This window comes from Aeromonas sp. FDAARGOS 1411, assembly GCF_019047125.1.
In the GTDB taxonomy this organism is placed as follows: Bacteria; Pseudomonadota; Gammaproteobacteria; order Enterobacterales; family Aeromonadaceae; genus Aeromonas; species Aeromonas veronii.
The window spans coordinates 1,138,886-1,159,562 of record NZ_CP077214.1 but is presented as its reverse complement, the minus strand read 5'-3'; the positions used below and the strand labels follow the sequence as shown (position 1 = coordinate 1,159,562).

Annotated in this window: 19 protein-coding genes and 1 other RNA gene; 5 read left to right on the top strand and 15 right to left on the bottom strand. The window is 51.1% G+C overall.

Annotated features, from left to right (window positions below; genetic code table 11):
• Positions 1-18: 18 nt before the first annotated feature.
• Entirely contained in the window at positions 19-435 is a 417-nt protein-coding gene (locus tag I6L41_RS05130; protein ID WP_019445317.1) for a hypothetical protein, read from the bottom strand.
• Positions 432-782, bottom strand: a complete 351-nt coding sequence (locus I6L41_RS05125) for an STAS domain-containing protein (protein ID WP_005333409.1) — start codon at positions 780-782, stop codon at positions 432-434. The genes I6L41_RS05130 and I6L41_RS05125 overlap by 4 nt, the downstream gene beginning before the upstream one ends.
• Positions 783-1,120: 338 nt before the next feature.
• Here I6L41_RS05125 and I6L41_RS05120 point away from each other — a divergent pair, with 338 nt between their 5' ends.
• Together I6L41_RS05120 and I6L41_RS05115 are read left to right on the top strand one after the other, a co-directional pair.
• Positions 1,121-1,612, top strand: a complete 492-nt coding sequence (locus tag I6L41_RS05120; RefSeq protein WP_005351410.1) for a molybdopterin-dependent oxidoreductase — start codon at positions 1,121-1,123, stop codon at positions 1,610-1,612.
• 8 nt (positions 1,613-1,620) lie between these two features.
• Complete coding sequence (locus tag I6L41_RS05115; RefSeq protein WP_100653888.1) at positions 1,621-3,447, top strand: ATP-binding protein; 1,827 nt, start codon at positions 1,621-1,623, stop codon at positions 3,445-3,447.
• Between the two features lie 330 nt (positions 3,448-3,777).
• On the opposite strand, the gene ffs is transcribed toward I6L41_RS05115, so the two are convergent.
• Positions 3,778-3,871: signal recognition particle sRNA small type (ffs, locus tag I6L41_RS05110), an RNA gene on the bottom strand.
• A gap of 269 nt (positions 3,872-4,140) precedes the next feature.
• On the opposite strand from ffs, the gene I6L41_RS05105 reads away from it, so the two are divergent.
• On the top strand, positions 4,141-4,323 hold the full coding sequence (locus tag I6L41_RS05105; protein WP_216962410.1) for a hypothetical protein: 183 nt from the start codon (positions 4,141-4,143) through the stop codon (positions 4,321-4,323).
• A 96-nt stretch (positions 4,324-4,419) separates the two neighbouring features.
• Here I6L41_RS05105 and I6L41_RS05100 read toward each other — a convergent pair whose 3' ends face one another.
• The 8 genes from I6L41_RS05100 to radC form a co-directional block, all read right to left on the bottom strand.
• Positions 4,420-7,065 carry an alpha-amylase family glycosyl hydrolase gene (locus I6L41_RS05100; protein ID WP_216962407.1) on the bottom strand — a complete coding sequence of 882 codons (2,646 nt, stop codon included), beginning with the start codon at positions 7,063-7,065 and terminating at the stop codon, positions 4,420-4,422.
• Between the two features lie 163 nt (positions 7,066-7,228).
• Positions 7,229-8,539, bottom strand: coding sequence for an alpha/beta hydrolase (locus tag I6L41_RS05095; protein WP_216962404.1), 1,311 nt, complete (start codon positions 8,537-8,539; stop codon positions 7,229-7,231).
• A gap of 153 nt (positions 8,540-8,692) precedes the next feature.
• Positions 8,693-10,177: a helix-turn-helix transcriptional regulator gene (locus I6L41_RS05090; RefSeq protein ID WP_216962401.1), complete on the bottom strand. Its 1,485-nt coding sequence runs from the start codon at positions 10,175-10,177 to the stop codon at positions 8,693-8,695.
• A 136-nt stretch (positions 10,178-10,313) separates the two neighbouring features.
• The gene (locus I6L41_RS05085) at positions 10,314-11,120 is read right to left on the bottom strand and encodes a hypothetical protein (RefSeq protein ID WP_216962398.1); all 807 of its coding nucleotides are present in this window, start codon (positions 11,118-11,120) and stop codon (positions 10,314-10,316) included.
• Positions 11,121-11,146: 26 nt separating this feature from the next.
• Positions 11,147-11,698: a recombinase family protein gene (locus tag I6L41_RS05080; RefSeq protein ID WP_216962396.1), complete on the bottom strand. Its 552-nt coding sequence runs from the start codon at positions 11,696-11,698 to the stop codon at positions 11,147-11,149.
• A gap of 380 nt (positions 11,699-12,078) precedes the next feature.
• On the bottom strand, positions 12,079-12,207 hold the full coding sequence (locus I6L41_RS20800) for a hypothetical protein (RefSeq protein ID WP_254902196.1): 129 nt from the start codon (positions 12,205-12,207) through the stop codon (positions 12,079-12,081).
• Positions 12,208-12,224: 17 nt separating this feature from the next.
• On the bottom strand, positions 12,225-12,593 hold the full coding sequence (locus tag I6L41_RS05075) for a DUF2787 family protein (protein ID WP_216962394.1): 369 nt from the start codon (positions 12,591-12,593) through the stop codon (positions 12,225-12,227).
• On the bottom strand, positions 12,590-13,057 hold the full coding sequence (gene radC / locus I6L41_RS05070) for a DNA repair protein RadC (RefSeq protein ID WP_216962391.1): 468 nt from the start codon (positions 13,055-13,057) through the stop codon (positions 12,590-12,592). The genes I6L41_RS05075 and radC overlap by 4 nt, the downstream gene beginning before the upstream one ends.
• 262 nt (positions 13,058-13,319) lie before the next feature.
• Between radC and I6L41_RS05065 the strand changes: the two genes are divergently transcribed.
• The gene (locus tag I6L41_RS05065; protein WP_216962389.1) at positions 13,320-13,697 is read left to right on the top strand and encodes a hypothetical protein; all 378 of its coding nucleotides are present in this window, start codon (positions 13,320-13,322) and stop codon (positions 13,695-13,697) included.
• A gap of 217 nt (positions 13,698-13,914) precedes the next feature.
• Here I6L41_RS05065 and I6L41_RS05060 read toward each other — a convergent pair whose 3' ends face one another.
• Positions 13,915-14,598 carry a M48 family metallopeptidase gene (locus I6L41_RS05060; RefSeq protein WP_042657739.1) on the bottom strand — a complete coding sequence of 228 codons (684 nt, stop codon included), beginning with the start codon at positions 14,596-14,598 and terminating at the stop codon, positions 13,915-13,917.
• Positions 14,598-16,229 carry a type I restriction enzyme endonuclease domain-containing protein gene (locus I6L41_RS05055; RefSeq protein ID WP_216962387.1) on the bottom strand — a complete coding sequence of 544 codons (1,632 nt, stop codon included), beginning with the start codon at positions 16,227-16,229 and terminating at the stop codon, positions 14,598-14,600. Before I6L41_RS05055 ends, I6L41_RS05060 begins: the two co-directional genes overlap by 1 nt.
• A 139-nt stretch (positions 16,230-16,368) precedes the next feature.
• Here I6L41_RS05055 and I6L41_RS05045 point away from each other — a divergent pair, with 139 nt between their 5' ends.
• On the top strand, positions 16,369-17,883 hold the full coding sequence (locus I6L41_RS05045; protein ID WP_254203396.1) for a phage/plasmid primase, P4 family: 1,515 nt from the start codon (positions 16,369-16,371) through the stop codon (positions 17,881-17,883).
• 130 nt (positions 17,884-18,013) lie between these two features.
• On the opposite strand, the gene I6L41_RS05040 is transcribed toward I6L41_RS05045, so the two are convergent.
• A complete protein-coding gene (locus I6L41_RS05040; protein ID WP_216962385.1) occupies positions 18,014-19,105 on the bottom strand; it encodes a succinylglutamate desuccinylase/aspartoacylase family protein in 1,092 nt (363 codons plus the stop codon).
• A gap of 398 nt (positions 19,106-19,503) precedes the next feature.
• On the bottom strand, positions 19,504-20,643 hold the full coding sequence (locus I6L41_RS05035; protein ID WP_216962382.1) for a site-specific integrase: 1,140 nt from the start codon (positions 20,641-20,643) through the stop codon (positions 19,504-19,506).
• Positions 20,644-20,677 lie beyond the last annotated feature (34 nt).

Below are 20,677 nucleotides of genomic sequence, written 5' to 3'. Positions count from 1 at the left end.
AGACATCCTTTTCGTCTGTTACGTCTGCCCCCATTGGCGTAAGGGGAGCCCTGACCAATCAGCACGACAGCCATCCGCTGTTGTCTGTTGCAGCCGCAAACGTACTTGTTGTAGTGATTGTGCCAACACGGTCTGACGCCAGGCTACATCCGACCAGAGCCGTCCGTGCATATCCCGTTCGATATCAATACGTTGAGATTGTAGTCGTTTCAACTCGGCAGGCATACACCCCTGCAGACTCGCTTGCTTTAATTCCGTCAGCTGCAAGTCGAGTTCCTTCTGACGCTCATCATAACGAGACCAGACCCGCCGTTCATCCTCATTGACCGGAATACGGGTGGGTCTTGCCTCTGCCATGCCGCCATACCCCTGTGGCGGCCACTGCGCACAACCCGACAGCAGAATGGACGAGAGCAGGATACCAAAGCGTTTCATGATGCAGCGGCCATCATGCCACGGGAACGCATATAGGCCTTGATGCTCTCATGGCAGGGGATCACCCGGTCGATATGCAACATCTCCAGCAGGTCATGAGGTTGACCGGGTCCACAGACAAGGGCCATCTGATGCCCGTTCATAATCAATCTTTTATAGAGAAATACCAAGGCTCCGATCCCCGATGAGTCGATAAAATGAACATCGCTGATATCGGCCAGGATATCTCCCGGGTGGGTCGAGAGGGTTTCAAACAACGGGCGGAGCTCACTGACGGCCATCGCGTCAAACTCGTTTTCCAGTACCACGACCTGGATATCATTAAGGGTGTAAGTCATGCTTTCCATCGCTAGCTCCTTGTCGATTCTCAGACTATTTGCTGTCACGGCATTCAGCACGTTGCAAATGTTATGCCGGGCAGTGCCACGGCACTTGTTCTCCAAATGATACTCTTTGCGCCTTATGCACCGACACCCACTCCTCGTTTTGATTGCCAAATTGCAATTGACCTCCCCCGCACGTTGCAAACTGCAATTCACTTTGGCCCAGATCGCCCGATAACAGGCTAAATGGCTGATAATTCAAGCCCATTAGACTGGGCCCGATTATTGCTTGCCTTTGGACACACTTCACAAGCCACCGTTGGCTCGGCCCCCATGCCGCCATTTTCCAGGAAGGAGAGATCATGAAAGCAGGCCTTTACATCGCACCACTGTTGGCAGCCCTTTGCGGCACCGCATACGCAGCCCCCTCCCCTGACAGCGCCGTGTTGAAGGTTGAAGGCGCCATCAGCAGCCCCACTCATCAGGCTCTGGCCCTGTGGGACAGCGCCATGCTGGATCAACTGCCGGTACACGAAATCAAAACCCATACCCCCTGGTATGACGAAGCCAAGACCTTTCGCGGCCCGCTGCTGCAAGATGTATTGGCCAAGGTCGGGGCAACCGGCAAACAGCTCACCATTACCGCGCTCAATGACTACTCGGTACAGGTGCCGACAAGCGATGCCGAGCAGTATCGGGTCATCCTCGCCCGCACGATCAATGGCAAGCCACTGTCGGTGCGTGACAAAGGGCCGCTGTTCCTTGTCTATCCGTTCGATCAATATCCCGAACTGCAAAACAAGCTCTATTACGGTCGGGCTATCTGGCAGATCAGTGCGATAAAAGTGGAGTAGATCCCATCATGCGTTCCATGGCGGCCAGTCAACGTTTCTTGTTTGTGGTGCTTTGTGTGCTGCTCCTAGCCTTTGCCGGTATTGGTACCATCCAGTACCGGCAATTTCAGGATCTGCAGCGCAGTACCAGCCAGGGCGAAGACAACGTGATGTGGAACTATTTCCAGCTCTATAACGAAGCGCTGCGTTTTCAAAGCTCACTGCTCCATGAGTCGCAACCGACCTTCCAGCTCAGATACGATATTCTGGTCAGCCGCATGGATCTGGTGCTGGAGAGCAAGGATCGCAGCCTGCTTCAGCAAACAGAGATCTACCAACAGGCAAGCAAAGCCATTCGATCCTACATCTCTCTGGCGGATATCTGGCTCGGCCCGGAAGCCACCAAGCCGCTCGACAATCTTGCCCATCAGGAGCTGCGCCAACAGCTTGCCTCCCTGCTCCCCCTGCTCCATCAGCTGACTCTGGAGGTGAACCAGCAGGCGACCCTGTTTGATGTGGCACGCCGCGACAGCGTGAGGGAGCAGATCATCACTACGACACTCATCGCGACCCTGCAATTTGCGCTGCTCTTTGTGCTCGCCCTGCTGATCTGGCGGCAAATGAATATCTCGTTTCTGCAACACAAACTGATGCAGCAGCTCAATGACAAACTGCTGCGGGCAAATCAGGCGGCAGAGGCAGGCACAAGAGCCAAAAGCAGCTTTTTGGCCAACATGAGCCATGAAATTCGCACCCCCATGAATGGCATTCTCGGCATGCTCTCACTGCTGGCCGACCGGGATATGGATCCGAGGGAGCGAGACTATCTGGAGACGGCGCGCGAATCGGCAAACCATCTGCTCGGTCTGCTTAACGACATTCTGGATGTATCCAAGCTGGAAGAGGGCAAGATCGAGCTGCAACTGGCCCCCCATCACTTGCCCCAGCTGCTGGAGGATATCCGGGCCCTGATGCAGAGCAACTGCGATGCAAAAGGGATCAAACTGACCCTGGCTGTAGCCCCCGATACGCCGGAGTGGTTGATGATCGACCCGCTGAGGGTGCGCCAAATTCTCTTCAACCTAGTGAGCAATGCCATCAAGTTCACCCATCAGGGGGAAGTAAAGATCCATGTTGATAGCACCCTGTTGGAGCAGGATCGCCACTCGATACGCATCTCGATCCAGGACACCGGGATCGGCATGAGCAAAAGTCAGCTAAAGAACCTGTTTCAACGTTTCGCCCAGGCGGATGTCTCGATCACCCGCCAATATGGCGGATCGGGCCTGGGACTTGAAATATCCCGTAACCTCGCACGCCTGATGGGCGGCGATATCTCGGTAGAGAGCAGCGAGGGACATGGCAGTACTTTTACCTACATCTGGCCCGCCAGAGCCACGACCCCATCGATTGTTTGCCTGCCGTCCAAGCCGCTGGATCAGGAGAGCTATCGCATCTTGTTGGTTGATGACAATGCCACCAACCGCAAGGTGATCGGCGCCATGCTCGACTCCGTGGGCCATCAGGTCACACTGGCCGTTCAGGGAGAAGAGGCGCTGGAGAAACTGGGTCACACCGAATTTGATCTGGTGTTGATGGATGTCCAGATGCCAGTGATGGATGGCCTGGTGGCCACCACCCGGATCCGCACCTCCCAGATGCCTTGGGCAGATATCCCCATCATCGCCCTGACGGCTGATGCGATGCCGGAATCCAAGCAATACTATCTTTCCCATGGCATGAACGGGTATATCACCAAGCCCATCAATAAAGAGACGCTACTGAGCGAGATAAACAGACATATTTCCCATGGTCGGCTCAAATACAACGCAGCCATGCGTGTCACCAAACAATAAAACCTTGGATTCCGGGCTACTGATTGCTCATGTGGGGCAACATTGACCTCTGCAGGCAACTGAATGGGCTTGGGTCTGGAATGCACACAGGCAAGCAGCTTCGCAACAGCTGCACGGGCCGTCGGCTTGTCTCGGGTATGCAGGGATTTTTTGATCTCTTTACGACGACCACATGGGAGCACTGTCACCTTGCGGTAGTACCAGATACCTTGAGGACTGAGCCAGAGATTCACAGAGAAGACTCCTGATTCATCCACACACAGTGGATTACCAAGAGGTCTGAAGGGGGCTATTAGCTGTAACTTATTGAATTGCAGAAAAAAGTGGTGGCCCTACCAGCCACATCCCGGCACTCGAGTCCCCCGCCTTGGCTGCTACCTTCCGGTCCTGACCAGGTCGACGGGTTATCAATGCGAGCCCAAATAAATCAGGCACTTAGGGATGGAACTGATTGCCATCACAGTGTTCTGAAACCTCAACAAGCGAGAATCCGCCGGAAGTACGGTCATCCACATCAAGTGGACATGCTTAAATTGGTAACAAACAGGCCAATCCTACTCGCCCTCTCCCGTACACTGCAAGCACCTCATTACAGGCCCCATCCCCTCCCTCAATAGCTCAACAATCAACCCAATATTGGGCAAAATGAAATCTAACGGTAGCTTTGGGTCTCACTTAAACCCGAGGTTACATATGGCTACGAACACAGGCAAAGGCTATCGACAAGGTTCCGTCAACGACCGTACCCAAGTTCAGAACCCGGTTAATGGGAACTGGACGAAACGCGATACGGATAGCGGCAAGTTTATCGAGCAGAAACAAGGTGGGGAGCCATTCAAAGGGGTAGCCAAAGAAATCGACAACCGCCGTAAGTGAACAAGCTAGTAATCAACCAAAACTGTGGAGTCAGAACTCAGGGTTAAATCGGTGCCAGCTCATTTGCTGGCACCTGTTCAGTTTTCTAAATAGATGTCACTCTTGCAGACGAAGTACAGGAAGCTCATCCCAAATCAAAGGGTCTTGCTCAGTTCCGCCCGAAAAATTCCAAAGACCAAATGTTGGCTGCAAGGGACGATAAGTACTTGATAGACCATCCAAATCCCACGTTGTTACATAGAATGCAATACCATCTAGGGAATCAGGCCGCCCCAACGAAGCACTGGGAAAATCCAAGTTTATAGTGCGAGATGCCTTGTCAACCATGATAGTCGGTGCAGGCGTCACAGCATCACCATAACGAGTGGCAGTCGCTCCCTTGCTGCTATAGAGACTATTCTGCCAACCGAACACCAACAATTGTCGTTCCCAAGTTTGTCCATCTGGCATGGTGGCATTTAGCTTCGGTAATACTTGCAAGCCATCTTTGACACCAGGAAGATGGATGAAAATACTGAAACCAACATGATCGAAGCCCAGTGTAGGCAACCAGGTATCCGTCACACTAGCCATCTGCAGGCTTAGACGAACGTTGCTACCAACCTGGTAAACACTCGCCTTCTCGATCGCCATCTGCGGTGCGGCTTTGTCATAGCTAGCATCACCAGGTAAAGCATATCCCCCGTTTGGACCACCGTTTCCATCCATGGCATCACCACTGTCATCCAGTGTCTGACTAGGTACTGAAGGGAAGCTGAGAAGGCTCTTGAAATGGATATCGGCGGTCGAGTTACCTGTTCGCTCCTCAAAAAGCGCCAAACGGTGACTTTGCTCACCCACTTGGAAATGACGAACACTCAGCTGCCCTTGCCACTGCCCAGCTTCATCAACTGTGACACGCGACGCAGTATCTAACTGCCCATCAATTACTAGCTGGAGTTGAGTCCCAGGTGTACCTGTCCCGTTCAAAGATAAATCGGCATTCAGCACACTCCCCTCAAGCGGCGTAGTCAATGTCATAACATGCTCCTGAGGAGGAACTGCGGCTATCCCATCGGCAATGACCATAACAGCAGACTTGGGAGGCAAGGCTTGAGTCAAAGTTCCATCTTCAGCGATCACAATTTCATGTTGTTCAGACACATTGAGAGCACTTAGGATACGTAGACGTGTGCCAGCAGGCAGCCCTGTGCTCATTTTGTTGAGAAGAATCTGCTCGGGAGCTGTGTTAAGGATAACGAGTAAATCGCTTCCTTCCATATGACGACGGTACGCAAATGCACCCGCTCCGCTTTTCTCCTCAGCTAATATGCTTAGGTCACCTCTGGATAAAACCTTGTTCTGTTTACGTAGATTTGTCAGAGTCTGAATAAATCGATACATGTCAGAATCAGGGTTGAACGAATCGATTTGACGGCCATCTTCTCGATATCCCCCCTCAAACATGGCATCACGGTGAGCGCTAAAAGCTTGCTCGGTTCCCTGATAAAGTACGGGAATACCAGGGAGAGTTAACATAGTGAATAGTGCTTGTTTTAAGTCGTCCAAATTGCCCTGAGCGAGGAAGCGAGCCATATCGTGATTCTCGATAAAATTACCAAGACGATAGGGGTTGGGATACATTTCCATCATTTTACGCAGCCGAAAACCTAGCTCCGCAGTAGGACGGCCACCAGCAAATACCTGAGTCATGGTCGCTTGTAACGGAAAGTTGAGCAGTGATTCTAGCTCTGGCTTCTCTTTTGTACCAAGATAGGAGATCAACTTTTCCTCCCCCTCGGTCTTGTAAGGGCTAGAGCTCTCAAAAATCTCACCCAAGCTTAGAAAATCATTACGGCCTGTTTCTTTGGCTTGATTCAAGATGCCATCCTGAGCGTGAAAGAAATCATGATAAAAATCATGCTCAACAAATTTGACAGTATCAACTCGAAAAGCATCTACCCCTACCTTGTCAATCCAGTAGCGATAACTTTGCTTGAGGTAATCACGAACTGCAGGGGTAGATGTATTGAGATCATCAAGGTCAGAAAGCTGGTAAGTCAGCTGTTGTTCCTGCTCATTGTGATCGATGATCTGGGGAGTCCAGTGATATATAGCAGCCTGCTGTGCCTCAGAAGAATTACAGTCATTAAGCGCCAAAGGCGATGGTAGCGATTGCCCCGCAGCTAATGCCCCAGGTATCAGCTCGAAGCCCTCACAAGGTTTAGATGGATCATAAGTTCCTGAGTATGTGAAAAAGTTGCCAACATGATTGACTACTATGTCTTGGATTAGATACATCCCTCGCTTATGCAGATCCTCTGCAAGAGCCTGATAGGTCGCCAAATCTCCGAAGTGCTCATCGATCTTCTGCATATCACGAGCCCAATAGCCATGATAACCCCCGTAGTTCTGGGCTGGATCCCACCATTGATTAGCCACTGGAGGTGTCATCCATACAGCCGTGGCCCCAAGTTCAGATATGTAATCCAACTTCTCACGGACACCACTGATATCTCCCCCACTAAACCTCTTATCACTGGTGGGATCAAATTCACCGGTTCCTTGGTCATTGTTGGACGGATCCCCATCATTAAAACGGTCTATCATTAGGAAATAGACTATTTGATCACGCCAGTCCGGTGAAGAAACATGACGATATGAAGATGATTCGCTGCTTTCGTTACTGCTGAAGCAACCGGTCATGGCGAAAGAAATCGCAGTAGCCAGCAGCCCCAGGCGGGCTTTTTTTATCTTATTCATTTTATTTCTGTTCTCAGTTAAAAACCGTCAGCATTGTTACCAACTCATCCTTGTGTAGAATTATCATTTGGTGCCAAAATCATAGCTCTCCACGCCAAATTACAACTCTGTGACTAACTTCACGCTCCCGATGCATAGGCCCGGCATCTGCCGGGCTGCGTTTTTATTTTCCTACAGTTGCCATATAAACCTCAGCAAAGCGATGAGACCAAGATATTTCATCATGCAGTCCTCCCGAAATGACTTTGCAAGTTATATCTTTATGCCCAGCTGTTTTTACACTTTCGCATAGCTTCTGCATACCATCGATTAGCATTTCAGGTTCTGGTGCATAACCTAGCCGTTCTTGACCACCCATATCCATGTATATCCGCTGCGGATAAATATCTGGATCAGCTTGCTGAATCAAGTAATCCCTAAGCATATATCCTCTCATTGGATCATCTTGTGCAACCGGAGAAAAAGCCATCAAATTAAATATTTTCTCCTTGAGGCGAGTACCAACATAGAGAGTCATATAACCGCCCATAGAGCTCCCCGACAACGATGTATTCTCTCTGGAAGTATCGACACGATAATTGTTCTCTATATATGGCATTACTTGATTTGCAATGAAATCACTTGTTTTATCGCCAAGAGATTTTATTTCCCCCTCTCCAGGTAAGGTCCAATCCCATGCTGTATATTCTCGATAACGAGCTGTATTCTTATTTTTACTAAAATCCGAATCACTGTCTGTATCATCCCACAGATTTGGTGAGTCAATCCCAACGACGATGGATCCTTTAGCTCTTCCCTCACGAATGAGTCGCTGCATAGATTCATCAATTTGCCACTCCATACCAAACTCTGAAGTGGTCTCATCAAACAATTTTTGCCCATCAAACATATAGAGAACAGGATAAAGCTTGTTGCTATCTTGATACCCCTCAGGCAAGTAGACTCGAATTGTTCGGCTGGCTGTGGTCAATTGTGGCGTAGGGAATACATGAGTCTCAACAATACCGACTTGAGTTGAAGGCTTTGGCTTAGCTCCGCCTTCTAAGTCTTTCCACTTTTTGACGGAGAAATGCAGGGTTTTCGACTGCCCCTCATAAGTGACTCTACGTGTATGAATCGTGTAGCCCTCATCATCCAATTCTTCGGAATCCCAACTTCCGCGAGTAAATTTGAATTGGTGAACATCTCCAACACGATTAAAGTTAACATCGATAAAATAGGGACAAGCAGCATCACCGCGAACTAATGGCATTGGTGGTTTATTCTGAAGATCGCTGCTGTCATCACCACCATTCCAGCTATTCATTGTACCAGCTAAATAAGGGAGATCGCCGCTAGGTGTATTGTCTGGCAAAGAGTCAATACAAAACCTCATCTTTCTGAGTTGGTTCTCATAATTAGGCTGTGATGTATTATCATTCAAACAACCTGTCAATAACACCGATAAAGACAAGAGTATTGCTCGTTTCATCATTTTCCCTCTGTGATATTATTAAAATACTCGTCCGCAGTTATACACACTGGGAGCCTCATTAAGTATTTCAGAGTACAAAACAAAGGGTGCTAGCATTACACGCCACAAAACTAGCATGTAATGCCAAACATAAATTTTGTGATATAGCTCAAATCACAATCTTTTTGGGAAAAAACCTACTCCAGCATTATCGAATATTAGGCGGTGGCCATTGCTACTTTCGAACTCAAAGCTCATTGGTTTATTCCCATCAGACCAATTGATAAGTCCTTGCCATTCCCAGCCATGAGGATGCTCTAGACCAACTAGAGATTGAGTGGGCAATCCGACTACTCTCACTCGATCCCAACCTGATCGGCTAAACAAACGAACCAAAACACATGCATCCCCATTAGGGGCCACAACACTAATTAGTTGATGGCACACAACTTGGTGCAAACCGAGTAATATTGGACCATCAAGGCAATAGCCCTTACCGCCGTTGTTATCAACATACGTCTGTCCGTCCACCCGATAATTTATGTAGAAGCGAAAAGGATCATGCACTGGCAAGCATGAAGTAGACCATATTTCAAAACCATCCCCTAAGGTTCGTTCGAAGGTCGCTTCATAGGGCCGCCATACCCCATCCTTATCCTCCCCGTGAATGGTTACCAACTTTCCAAAGGCAAGGTTTTTCAGGCAAATCCACACTCTGCTTCCTTGACTATGGTGTTGTACTCTCATGTCTGAATGACTGATTGCGTAGTAGAGGCTAACGGCATGCTGTTCCTGAATTAGGGAGAGCGGCTCATAATAACACTGACGATAGTGACCCGGAGTAACCCCAAACCACTTTCGAAACACTCGTTGAAAACTGGGGGCATCCTTATAACCTAAGCGCAGGCTTATTTCGCTCGTAGTAAGTCGCCTGTCCGAGAGCAAGCTCTGAGCTTGGCTACGCCGAACTTCTTCGAGCAACTGGTTATAGGTAGTGCCTTGGTCCCCCAATTGCCGTTGCAACGTTCTGACTGGGGTTTGACGAACCCTGGCTAACTCGGCAAGAGGAAGAGGATAAGGTAGAGACTGAAGCAGCTGACTCTTGACCTGCTCTAACATTCCCTGTGGTTTGGTCGTAAAATGTGACAGACGATGAAGCATATATCTCAACGCCCCCTTCATTGCCATTAATGGCCCAGAAGGCATGCGATTCACCTGTACAGTATCAATGTGTAATGTAGGTGTTCGGTGATAACGGCAAGAAAGAAGAAACGAAGGAAGTTCTTGAGATATACCACGGACTTTCGGCCAGAGTAAGCGCCACTCAAGATCGGGATAACAATATCGAAGACTCAAATACCATAGCTGGATCAACCACCATAAAGATCCATGATTTGGTTCCTCACTGAGCGGGAGAAAGTTGATCGTAAGCCCGAGGTCAGATACGTGCCACTGAGCACACCAATCTAGTCCCAGCAGTGAAAGGCTTTCCCCCCACAACTGCAGTGATGCACTGCTATCCTCCGCACACAGCGCCGCCCCCTCGACTAGCCTAAGCAAGTCATCACATAACCAGTTGAAATCCCCCAAAATGATGACATCACTCCCCATAGAGAGAGTCAGTTGCTGTACCACCCAACGCCACTCTTGATCGGCCACCACCATGCCTCCTGTTTAAAAATCGCCAGCGTAGTTGAATCAAGAGAGCAAGTGTTAGTAAAACACGCAAACAGTATCGACTTGTGAGAGTTAAAGCAAAAAAGGAGCCCATTTTGAACTCCTTTTATTCGATGCCTTAGGCCAGAATCGCCACTGCCGGAAACAGCAGAAGCAAATGGAACACCAACAGGATCGGAGTAGGATAGCCCTGTGCCTTCCCTAGCGCCTCTTTCGCCTCTTCTGCAAGGTTATCGCTGTTGCGGTAACTGGGAATCAGGAAGAGCAAAGCCAAGCCAATGTAGACCATCACTTGGCCTGCCAATATCCATGAATCGTAACCCATTGAGGACAGCTGCTCTGCTGTCTTGGCTTTCACATCAAAGCCCCGCCCATAGACCTCTGCATTAATTCTCGAATGTTCGGCAAACATTGTGAACCACGCTGACCGCTCAATGCTTAGGAACCACCCAAGGATCACCCCTGCAGCTGTCATCGCTACGATCGCTACACCAATCATGCGGCTCAGTGGGTCTGTGAGTGCGGCTGCTTGGAGGCGTTTCTCGTAGCCAATAAAGACCAGAATGGCCCAATGCAATGTCCCAACGACAACTGTGCTCATGATGAGCCATAGCCCTGCTTTGTAGTTAATGCTTAATCCCATTCGAGGCAGTAGAAACTGCCAAGCGAGCACGAGAAGTGCCGTCAGCCACAACCCCCACAGGTGAGCCCTCAGCATGCCCGAGAGATAGGCGTTATAACTGCAGATCCCGCCCCGCAGATAAGGGTTGTTGTTGACCTCGCTTGAATTGGACGGAAGTTCTAGTCGCACAGATTGCTTTAGCCAATCGCGATAGCGGGCCCACTTACCTGCGACCTGTGCCGATGCAGTTTCCCGCTGCTCGAAGAACCGGCCGGACTCTTGTTTCGTCTTCTCTTGTTCCATGTCGTTTTCCTTGTTGTCAAAACTATTCATTCGCCAGACAGTCCACGCAAGATCCGCTGCACACTGGAGAGACTGATCCCCGTTCGACGTGCGATTTCGGCCTTGGCTAGTCCCCGTTCAGCGAGTGACAGCACCTCCTCCCCTTTAGCCATGGCGGTCGGCTTGCGACCTTTGTAGACCCCACGCTGTTTTGCCATAGCAATCCCTTCTGCCTGACGCTCCAGCATCAGCTCCCGCTCAAACGTGGCGATGGCACCGATCATGGTTAACATCAGTTTTCCGGTAGGTGTCGAGGTATCGATACCCAGATTCAAAATCCTCAGAGCAACCCGCTTAGCGTGTAGGTACTCCGAGATCTCCAACAGGTGGCGAGTGTTGCGAGCCAAGCGATCCAGCTTGGTCACCATCACTACGTCTCCCTCACGAACAAAATCCAGCATCAACGCGAGCTGCGGGCGATCATCCTTGGCCCCGCTCACCTTCTCCTGAAAAATCTTGCTGCACTCGGCCAGCGCCTGAAGCTGGGCATCCAGGCTCTGCCCCACAGTGCTGACACGTGCATATCCCACCAGTGCCATGGTCTCCTCCTGGTCAATAGGGCAAGGTACACTGACGCGACCGGTCAGAAGGTCGAAAGGAACCCATATGACCGGCAAAAAGTGGCACTTTCGCTCGCGTCACACGGGCTTGGTCTATTGACCTGTGCCAGTGATACAAATGAAAACGGGCCACTCCGTGATGGAGGGCCCGCAGGGGTAGTCAACCAGATGCTCTGGCTGCTCTATGTATTGGTCATACAGGGTGCCGACCGGGGGATCTCAATGACGCGTCGCCCCGCCCGGCATCCGCAATACCTTGGCCAGCTCCTCGGCATGAGCCTTGTCACGAGCGATTAGGCGGATCATCAGGGTTCCCCCTGCAATGGCAACCAGAGTCACCTAGGTCAGGATCATTTTGTTCATGGGTAGTCCTCTTCGTTCATGTTGTAGAAGTGTGGCGGCATGTAGCGGGCCATCATCGCGTTGACGATGACAGACGCGAACGCCGTCAGTGCTGCCTTCAAGGCGTCCAGCAGCAAGGTTTTCATGAAGTCATTCATAGCGATTACTCAGGGGTTATCTTCAGGCGGTAGACCTCCATCCGGTGATAGTCGAGAAAGTTCCTCTCCCAAAGCCGGTAGAGGTCCATGGTGATGGCCAGCGGCCGCTCTCCACACCAGAGCTGTGAGGTCAGCCCGGCGTTGAAGTCAAAATCGAGATCCTTGACCAGCTCACCACCGAGGTAAGTGAACTCAGTGACGTAGGCCATCCCCCAGCTACCAGCCCGTTTTTCCAGACGGATTTCGACCGGACGGTAACCACCGGTGTCGGCGGAATAATCGGGACTGCGGAAGTTGAGGGTCAGGGCAGTGGCATCGGGGTAGCTGCCAATGATCTTGGTGAACAGAGCCTGTAACGGTTCGGATGGGGTCATAGCAGCCCCCTGTCGGCAAACGAGACGATGTCATGCTGTCCCACCACAAAGTGGTCAAGCACTCGCACGTCTACCATCTCGAGTAGATCCTTGAGACGAGTAGTAATCGCTTTGTCTGCGTCTGAAGGGTCGACCATACCGGAGGGATGGTTGTGGGCCAGAATGACCGCTGCGGCGTTTCTGTTGAGGGCCGCCTTGACCACCTCACGGGGATGAATAGTGCCCGCATTGATGGTGCCGAAGAACAGCTCCTGGTAATCGAGTAGTCGGTGTTGATTGTCGAGCAGCATGACGGCAAACACTTCCCGCTCGTACTCCCCCATCTTGAGCCGCAGGAAGTCTGCTGCCGCTTTGGGCTGAGTGAAGACGTGGCCCAGATGCCGCTGTCGGCTTTCCAGAATCGCTAATGCCTGATTGATGATGTGATCGCCCTGTCCGGGGTGATCGTCGTAGTGATGTGTCATAACAGTAACCTCGCGTCGTTTGGGTACACGAGTTACTTATGCCAGGGGGCCTAGTTGTTATTGAATCCGAACGGAACCGGTATAAGGGGTGCAGGGGCCCACGTTCACCTATGAGCCCTCTTAAAAATTTTTAGACGGATTTCACGGTTTTCCCTTTTATGACGCGATATGTTTCCACTTGTGGTCAAAAAAAGAGGGATTAAAACTCACTTGAGACCAATCTTTAGCAATATCGTCTCGTTTTGTGTGAAGGAGAACACCAGTGGCAACTACTCATTTTATCCCCGCTCAGCCCAGTGAGTACGGTTACATCATTGTCGAACCAAATGACAACGGAGAAACGACCCTTGAGCGTTACCCATTGCTCGGATACGCCGTCAAGATTACAGAAGGTGAGTCAGAAGACTTCAAGATACAGACACAACCAGTCTGCACAACAGGTGAGAGCTTCACCCCGAACTTCATCCAGCGCTATGACGGCACATTCAGCCGAGCTGATGGCGAGTACCTCTGTCACTCCCTGTCAGAGATGATGAATCTTTTCGGTTTCGAAGCAGATGATCTGCATACTCTGCCCCCGGCAAATGCCAAAGAGCTATCAGGATACGTCTGGCGCCCACTGCGAAATCCGCAAAGCTAATATCTGCTGATTTTGGATCTGGCCCTTTTGCCCGCCATCAAAGGCAAAGGGGCCATGTCGGATGTTCAATCTGCTGAAATTTCATTTGTTTATAGAACTTTTTCTGTTTGAAATCTCGTAGAAAAAGTTCTTAAAAATGCCAAAATTTCAGCAGAATGGCTGTTCTGAGTCGCCCCCTATGGCTCTGTGTATCCCCTTTTCCGGGCGATAGGCACATCTAAAGCGTCATCCCTGCCCCATTGTGTTTCAGCCAGGAGACTTGCTTCTGGTAATCCGGCAGCACCTTATCGACAGCATCCCAGAATGCAGCGTTATGGTTGCGGTGGAGCCGATGGGCCAATTCATGCACAACGATGTAATCCAGCACAGACAGCGGTGCCATCAGGCAACGCCAGTGGAAATTCAGATCCCCCTTGGTCGAACAGGAAGCCCAGTGATGCTGCAGCTCCATCACTCTGACTGTCCGGTAGTCTACTCCAAGTTTGGGAGCGTAATAGGCAACTCGCTTTGTTACCCTGGCCAATCCCTTATTGCGATAGAAGTGTTTGAACAGCTCCATTCCCCGATCAGCTCTGTCACGCCTCATCAAGAAGTAACCATTCTTGAGGATCAGGTCTTCCTGCTGATCATCCACCAGCTTGAGGCGATAGTTGCTGCCTAGATAGGGGAACCCTTCACCACTGACAAACTGACGCTCGACATGAGTTCGGTTAAGGTCTTCCCACTCGGCCAGATTACGATAAATCCAGCTACGCTTCTGCTCCAGGATCTGCTCGATTTTTTCGGCATCATATCCTTCTGGAGCCAACACTGACACGCTGCCGTCTCGCTCAATAAAGATGCTGGTCGTCTTGCGTTTGCTCTGCTTGAGCCGGTACTGGATGTCTTTGTAACAGAGCATCAAATCGACTCACTACTGTCTGCCATATGGCTCATGCCCAATACCTCGGCACTACGACGACGAGCCAGAGCAACAACCTCAACCGCCAGTTGTTCCCGTTGAGCCTTCAGTTGCGGTACTTTGCTGAGAAACAACTCTTTCTTGATTTGCCCTTTCAGGTCCGATACCAGATCGGCCCTTTCCCAAAAATCCAGATTGCCGATATTTTCATTCAGCAATTCCATGATCTTGTCGAGGCATGCTTTCACCTGCTCCACATACTCAGTCAAATTGCCACTCGTAAAGGCGATACTGACTATCAAATCAAAGAAGGGATCTTCGACTTTGGCGTCGGGGCCTCGCCCCGCCAGCACATCTTTACGCAAAGCAGCCAGCTCAAGCATCATCTGCTCCCAGTTGCCAGCGTGCTTCTTGATGATCTCCTCCAGCTTCTCGCTCATCTTTTTGAAGAAAACCGGGTCATCTTCCGCATTTACCTTGCAGTGCTTACGGATGGCATGTTCCATTTCGCTGGCTTGAGCCTTCAAGTCAGGCTCTTGGGCGTTCTGGGTCATAAAGCTGTCGCTAAACAGCTCCATCGGCTTGATCTTGGGGTTGATACCCAGGCTGATCAGGTGTTCGTCTATAAGCTTGCGGATCTTCTCGCCCACCCCGCTAAAGCTCATGGTCTCGTCTTTATAACGCTCCTTCGCCTTCGCCTGAATGTGGACAAACTGGTACATGGGGATCTTGTATGGATTGGCCAGGGCACTTGGCATGACGATATCCATACTCTGCAAAAACTTTTTCAGGAACACGTTGAAACTGTCCCGCCGTCTGGGGTCTTCCAACACTTCGATAGCATTCAACTGCACCTGATAATGTTCATCTGGCCCCAGCTTTTGCATCACCATGGCTTCAATTTGTTGAACATCAGCATCGGTAAAAAGTTGTAGCAAGCGGCGATAACGGCTCTCAAGTACCGGCAGTTCACTGTCGATACTCTGCAAACTGTTCAGGATATCGTTTCGATCATCCTGTGAGTACATAGCGAGAGCTTCGTGCAGATGATGGGCCAAACCGATGTAATCGACGATGTAGCCACGAGTCTTCTCCTTGGCGGTTCGGTTTACCCTCGCAATAGTTTGCAACAGGTTGTGTTCCCGCAACTTCTTGTCCAGGTACATCACCTGCTCGATGGGGGCATCGAAGCCGGTAAGCAGCATGTCACAAACGATCAGGAACGCGACACCCGTATTGGGATTGGCCTCGTCAAATTTTTTCTTGAAGTTCTCAACCGCATTGAGCTCATTGGCCTGTTTGCGAGCCTGAATAAATGCAGCCGACTCGTTAGTACCATCCGAAGAGATAACCACTGCAGTCTTGAGAAACTTGAGACGAACCAGCCACTCAGGGCTTACTGACGAGGGCGGCTGCTTTTCGTAGGCTGCAATCTCTTCGGCCAGAGCCTTGTCAATGGCTTCCTGATAACGGATAGCTGCCAACTTGGAAGAACAGACAACCTGAGCCTTGAAACCGGATGGCAAAATGTTGCGAAGGTAGTGTTTTACCAAATCTCTGGCAATGGCCTCAATACGGGCCTTGGCCTCCAGGATATCCCCTTCCGCCCCGTACTTGCGGCGAATGGCCAATAGTTCTGCCTCGGAGCGATCTTTGAACAGGTCTTCGAACTTTGTGTCGAAACCAGACTTATCGTTGATGGCACTGTCGGCAGTCTTTCCCTCGTAAAGGATCTGCAGGGTAGCCCCATCATCTACCGCATCTTGCAGTTTGGCCGAAGCCGAAGCCGAAGCCGAAGCCGAAGCCTTTCAGGACGATGATCAGCAGCCGGAAGTCGTCAAGGTCATGCCACGTACTGCCATCTTTGAAAACGAGCTCAACGATTCGGCCAACGCCGAACGGTTTGTGCAGATGCACGGGCATAACCTGAAGTTCGTCCCTGAGTTAGGTGGCTTTATCTACTTCGATGGTACGCACTGGACCCAGAATGACTTGACGCCCATGACCCTTGCTCAAACCGTGGGCAAAGAGATCCAGGAAATCGGACAGATGTTGATCAAGCAAGCGTGCAAGAAAGAGGAGCTGTCTTGGGCCTATGCAGTGCTCAGACACGGCTCAAGCAGCCTTAACCGGGCTGGCATTCAAAATATGCTGGAGCTGGCCAAGCCGATGATGACGGCAAGACTGCACGAGCTGAACGCCAATCCGATGCTGTTGGGCACGGCGAATGGTGTCATCGACCTGAAGTCGGGTCGCCTATTGGCACCGAGACGGGCATTCATGATTACCCACCATAGCCCAGTGGCCTATGACCCAGCCGCTGTCTGCCCGCGATGGGAGCAGTTCATCAGCGAGATCACCTGTGACGATGCCGAGTATGCCGCCTTCCTGCAACGTTGTGTGGGCTACTGGATCACCGGCCGCACCGATGAACAACTCCTGTTCTTCCTCTACGGAGGCGGTTGCAACGGCAAGAGTACCTTCATGTCGGTCATTCAGCAGTTGCTGGGAGAGTTCAGTCGGCAGATCAGCAGTAACGTCTTGCTGTTCAACCGCAACGGCAATACCGGGCCGAACCCGTCCCTGACCAAGCTGGTGGATGCACGTCTCGTGGTCGCCAACGAGCTGCCTGAGGGGGCCCGTATGGATGAGAACTTGGTGAAGGCCATGACAGGGGATGACGTGATTGTCGCTCGTGCACCCTACGCCAAGAAGGAGATGGAGTTCCGTCCTACCTTCTCTCTGGTGATGGTGGGCAACCACAAGCCCGAGATCCGCGATACCAGCAATGGCATGTGGCGTCGGATGTTGATGCTGCCCTTCAATGCCTCCTTCACGAAGGCACAATTGGACCCCATGCTGATGGAGAAGCTGCGAGCCGAGATGCCCGGCATTCTGAACTGGGCCATCCAGGGCTGCCAGATGTGGCAAGAGCAGAGGCTCAAGGCGTCGATTCCTGCTCGCCTCAAGCAGGATGTCGAGACCTACCGTGCCGAGTCGGATATGGTTGGCTGCTTCCTTGAAGAGTGCACCCAGGCCAGAGCAGGGGCCAAAGTGCCCATGAGCGAGGTCTATGCGGCCTACAGCCGCTGGGCAGAGCAGAACGGTGAATGGGCCATGAAGCAGTTGGCCCTCAAGAAGAAGCTGATGGAGAAGGGCTTTGCAGTCCCCCGCTACAACAGCAAGGCAACCGTCATCGGGTTGACCCTGCTCGATAGCGAGATGGCTGACATGACGGCATCATCCACCAGTAAGACAGAGCTCGGTGCCAACTACACCGTATAACCAAACGAGGGGCCTGCGGGCCCCTCATACTTTGATCTAAAAGTGACGCTCAATATAGAGTGTTTGGTCGTGCATCCAAAGCTGACCTTGACGGAAACATGTTCCTTGTCGCGATAGCTGCATCCCTTACTTAGCAGCCATTTTTGCAAGTGTCCGCAGGATTTTGCCCCAGAATCCGAACCAGTAACGCCCGAGGCTCACGTACAGCATCAGTGCCGACTGCAAGCACTTTACCGTCCATATTCGCAGTATATTCAGCCACTACATCACCAAAAGCATTACGCTGCAAAGCAACCTTCTGGCCCTTCTTCACATCGTCCCCCAACTTGACGAGGACTTCTGCAAAGCCACCAGTCGTTGCCCGAATCGAGCTCATTTCATTACCTATGTATGTCTTGTGGCTCTCGGCGGTGGCCCCAAGCTTTCCATCTATCACCTTGTAGTGACGCAATACGTTTAAGGCCCCCTGTAAGCCTCGATCAATCATATCCTGTTGATACACCCGTGGCTCGCCTACTTCTGCGGTTATAGCCGGAATGCCATTCTCAACAAACGTAGTTTCCATCGACCCCGCTTCACCAGGATCCTTTTTAATTTGGTCGGCAGGGAACAGTTCCGCAATGGTCTTTACATCCGCATTGCGATAATCGGCATAAATAAAGAGTGGGTATGCCGTCCCAGTAGACTGAGTGTGATAGTCGATGGCCAAATCGACATTCCCTTTGTAGATTTTGTTCCACATCAGCCATGCCTGACGCTCGGGAGCATTACCTGTCTCTTTACCTGGATGAATCCGGTTGTAATCGATCACATCACCACCGTCAGTCGATATTGCCCATGTACGCGACACTCGCTCTAAACCGGAACGATTGGGGCCAATAACCCCAATGACGGTCCCTTTCATCTTGGCCGGTTCAAGTTGTGCCATCGCCTTTTGTACGATCCGAACACCATTGAGTTCGTCACCATGTACTCCAGCCTGTAGCAATACTTTTTTACCATCGGTAGCCCCTTTGGCCACCATGATCGGCACGTACCAACGTTGACCAGTTCCGGTCTCGACGCCCTCGAACATAAAACGGTGCTGGCCTGTAGCAAGATCAGCGACATCGAGTGCTGAAATCACAGGTATACCTTGGACCTTATCGCCTGTGTACTGGGTGGCTGCATGGGCAACCGAACCAAAAAGTGCTAATCCAACAGCAAACGCAACATAACGCATACGACTCTCCATGATGCTCAATATGATTAGTAAATCCCGACTCGATAAGCTGGCAGGCAGTCCAAGGCTAAACATGTCGAGGCGACTAAGCTATCAAGGAGATATGTCGAGTATCTACTTTGGGTTAGAAGAAATGTGATGCAAAGACATAGTCTTGGGCACATTGAAGACGAATGAATCCACTCTCCCTTGTGCTGACATGCAAGACCACAAAACCAAATCACATCTGCCGTTTTTGACTTTCCCGTTTTGCCCGCCAACAAAGGAAAATGGACCAAACCAAGCAGTCAATCTGCCGAAATTTCAGCTATTTATAGAACTTTTCCTGTATGAGACATCGTAGAAAAAGTTCTTAAAAATGCCAAAATTTCAGCATCTCAGCAGACCCATCTTTCCCTTTATCCGGCATCAGCAAAGGATGAAAGGGCCGCTTCTATCACCTCTTTGAGCTTCTCCAGCGAGACATCCCCTCCGTATCGGTCATAGCTGATCGCCCCGTTGGTGTGGCCCAGGATCGCCGCCGCATACTGCAATGGCACTCCGTGATCTTTGAGGGCGGTTCCCACGGTATGCCGCAGGCTGTGGAAGTCCTTGTCGACGGGGCGATGGCGGCTAAACCACTGCCCCCACAGGTGGCTGTATCCATCCTGGCGATGTGGCAGTTCAGGGAAAAGGCGTCCCCCTATCCTCCCCTTCACAAACTCGATGAAACCGCTCTGGAGGAGGTGTCGATGGAGAGGAACGAGACGAGCACTGTTGGCCGTCTTGAGTTTCTGGTCTGGCCGTCCACTGCGAATATTCAAGCACCATATACCGTCAACCTGTTGCACATCATCGGCATAGAGCTGACAGATTTCGTTGGCACGAGCTCCGGTGAACAGACCCAGCAGAGCAATCCACCTACGGTGGGGCTCTTGCTGCTTAGCCCACCCGATAAACTTGCGACGTTCTTCCGCTGTGTACCCACTTCGTGAGTTCACCTCCTTGGCTCGCTGTAGCTTCAATCCGGCAAAGTGGTTGATGACCCCATCCTGATGGTTAGCCAGCCAGCTAAACAGCAGGGAGAGCTTCTGCAGATACTTGTTGATGGTGGTCGGACTCTTGCCGGAGTTCAGCAGGTCCTCCTTGAACTTGACCACATCCGCTTTCGCATAGTCAGCAGCCGGTCTATCACCCAGCGCCTTGATGAAGCAGCCGATGTAGTTCTTCTGGTTGCTGAGCTCTTTCGGTGCCCAAGAGAGGGCCTTCTCTTTCAGATAACGGTCACTCAGGACTGACAGGAGCGGTGCACGCGGTTTGGTCGCCGGAGTCATCGGCTGGGCTACTGATTGCTCATGTGGGGCAGCATTGACGTCTACAGGCAACTGAATGGGCTTGGGTCTGGAACGCACGCAGGCAAGCAGCTGAGTCACCTTATGACGTGCACAAAGTTTGTCTCGGGTATGCAGGGATTTTTTGATCTCTTTACGGCGACCACAGGGGAGCGTGGTGACTTTCCGGTAATACCAGATGCCGTGGGGACTGAGCCAGAGATTCATCGATGAGCTCCTCGTCGTCCACACAAAGTGGATG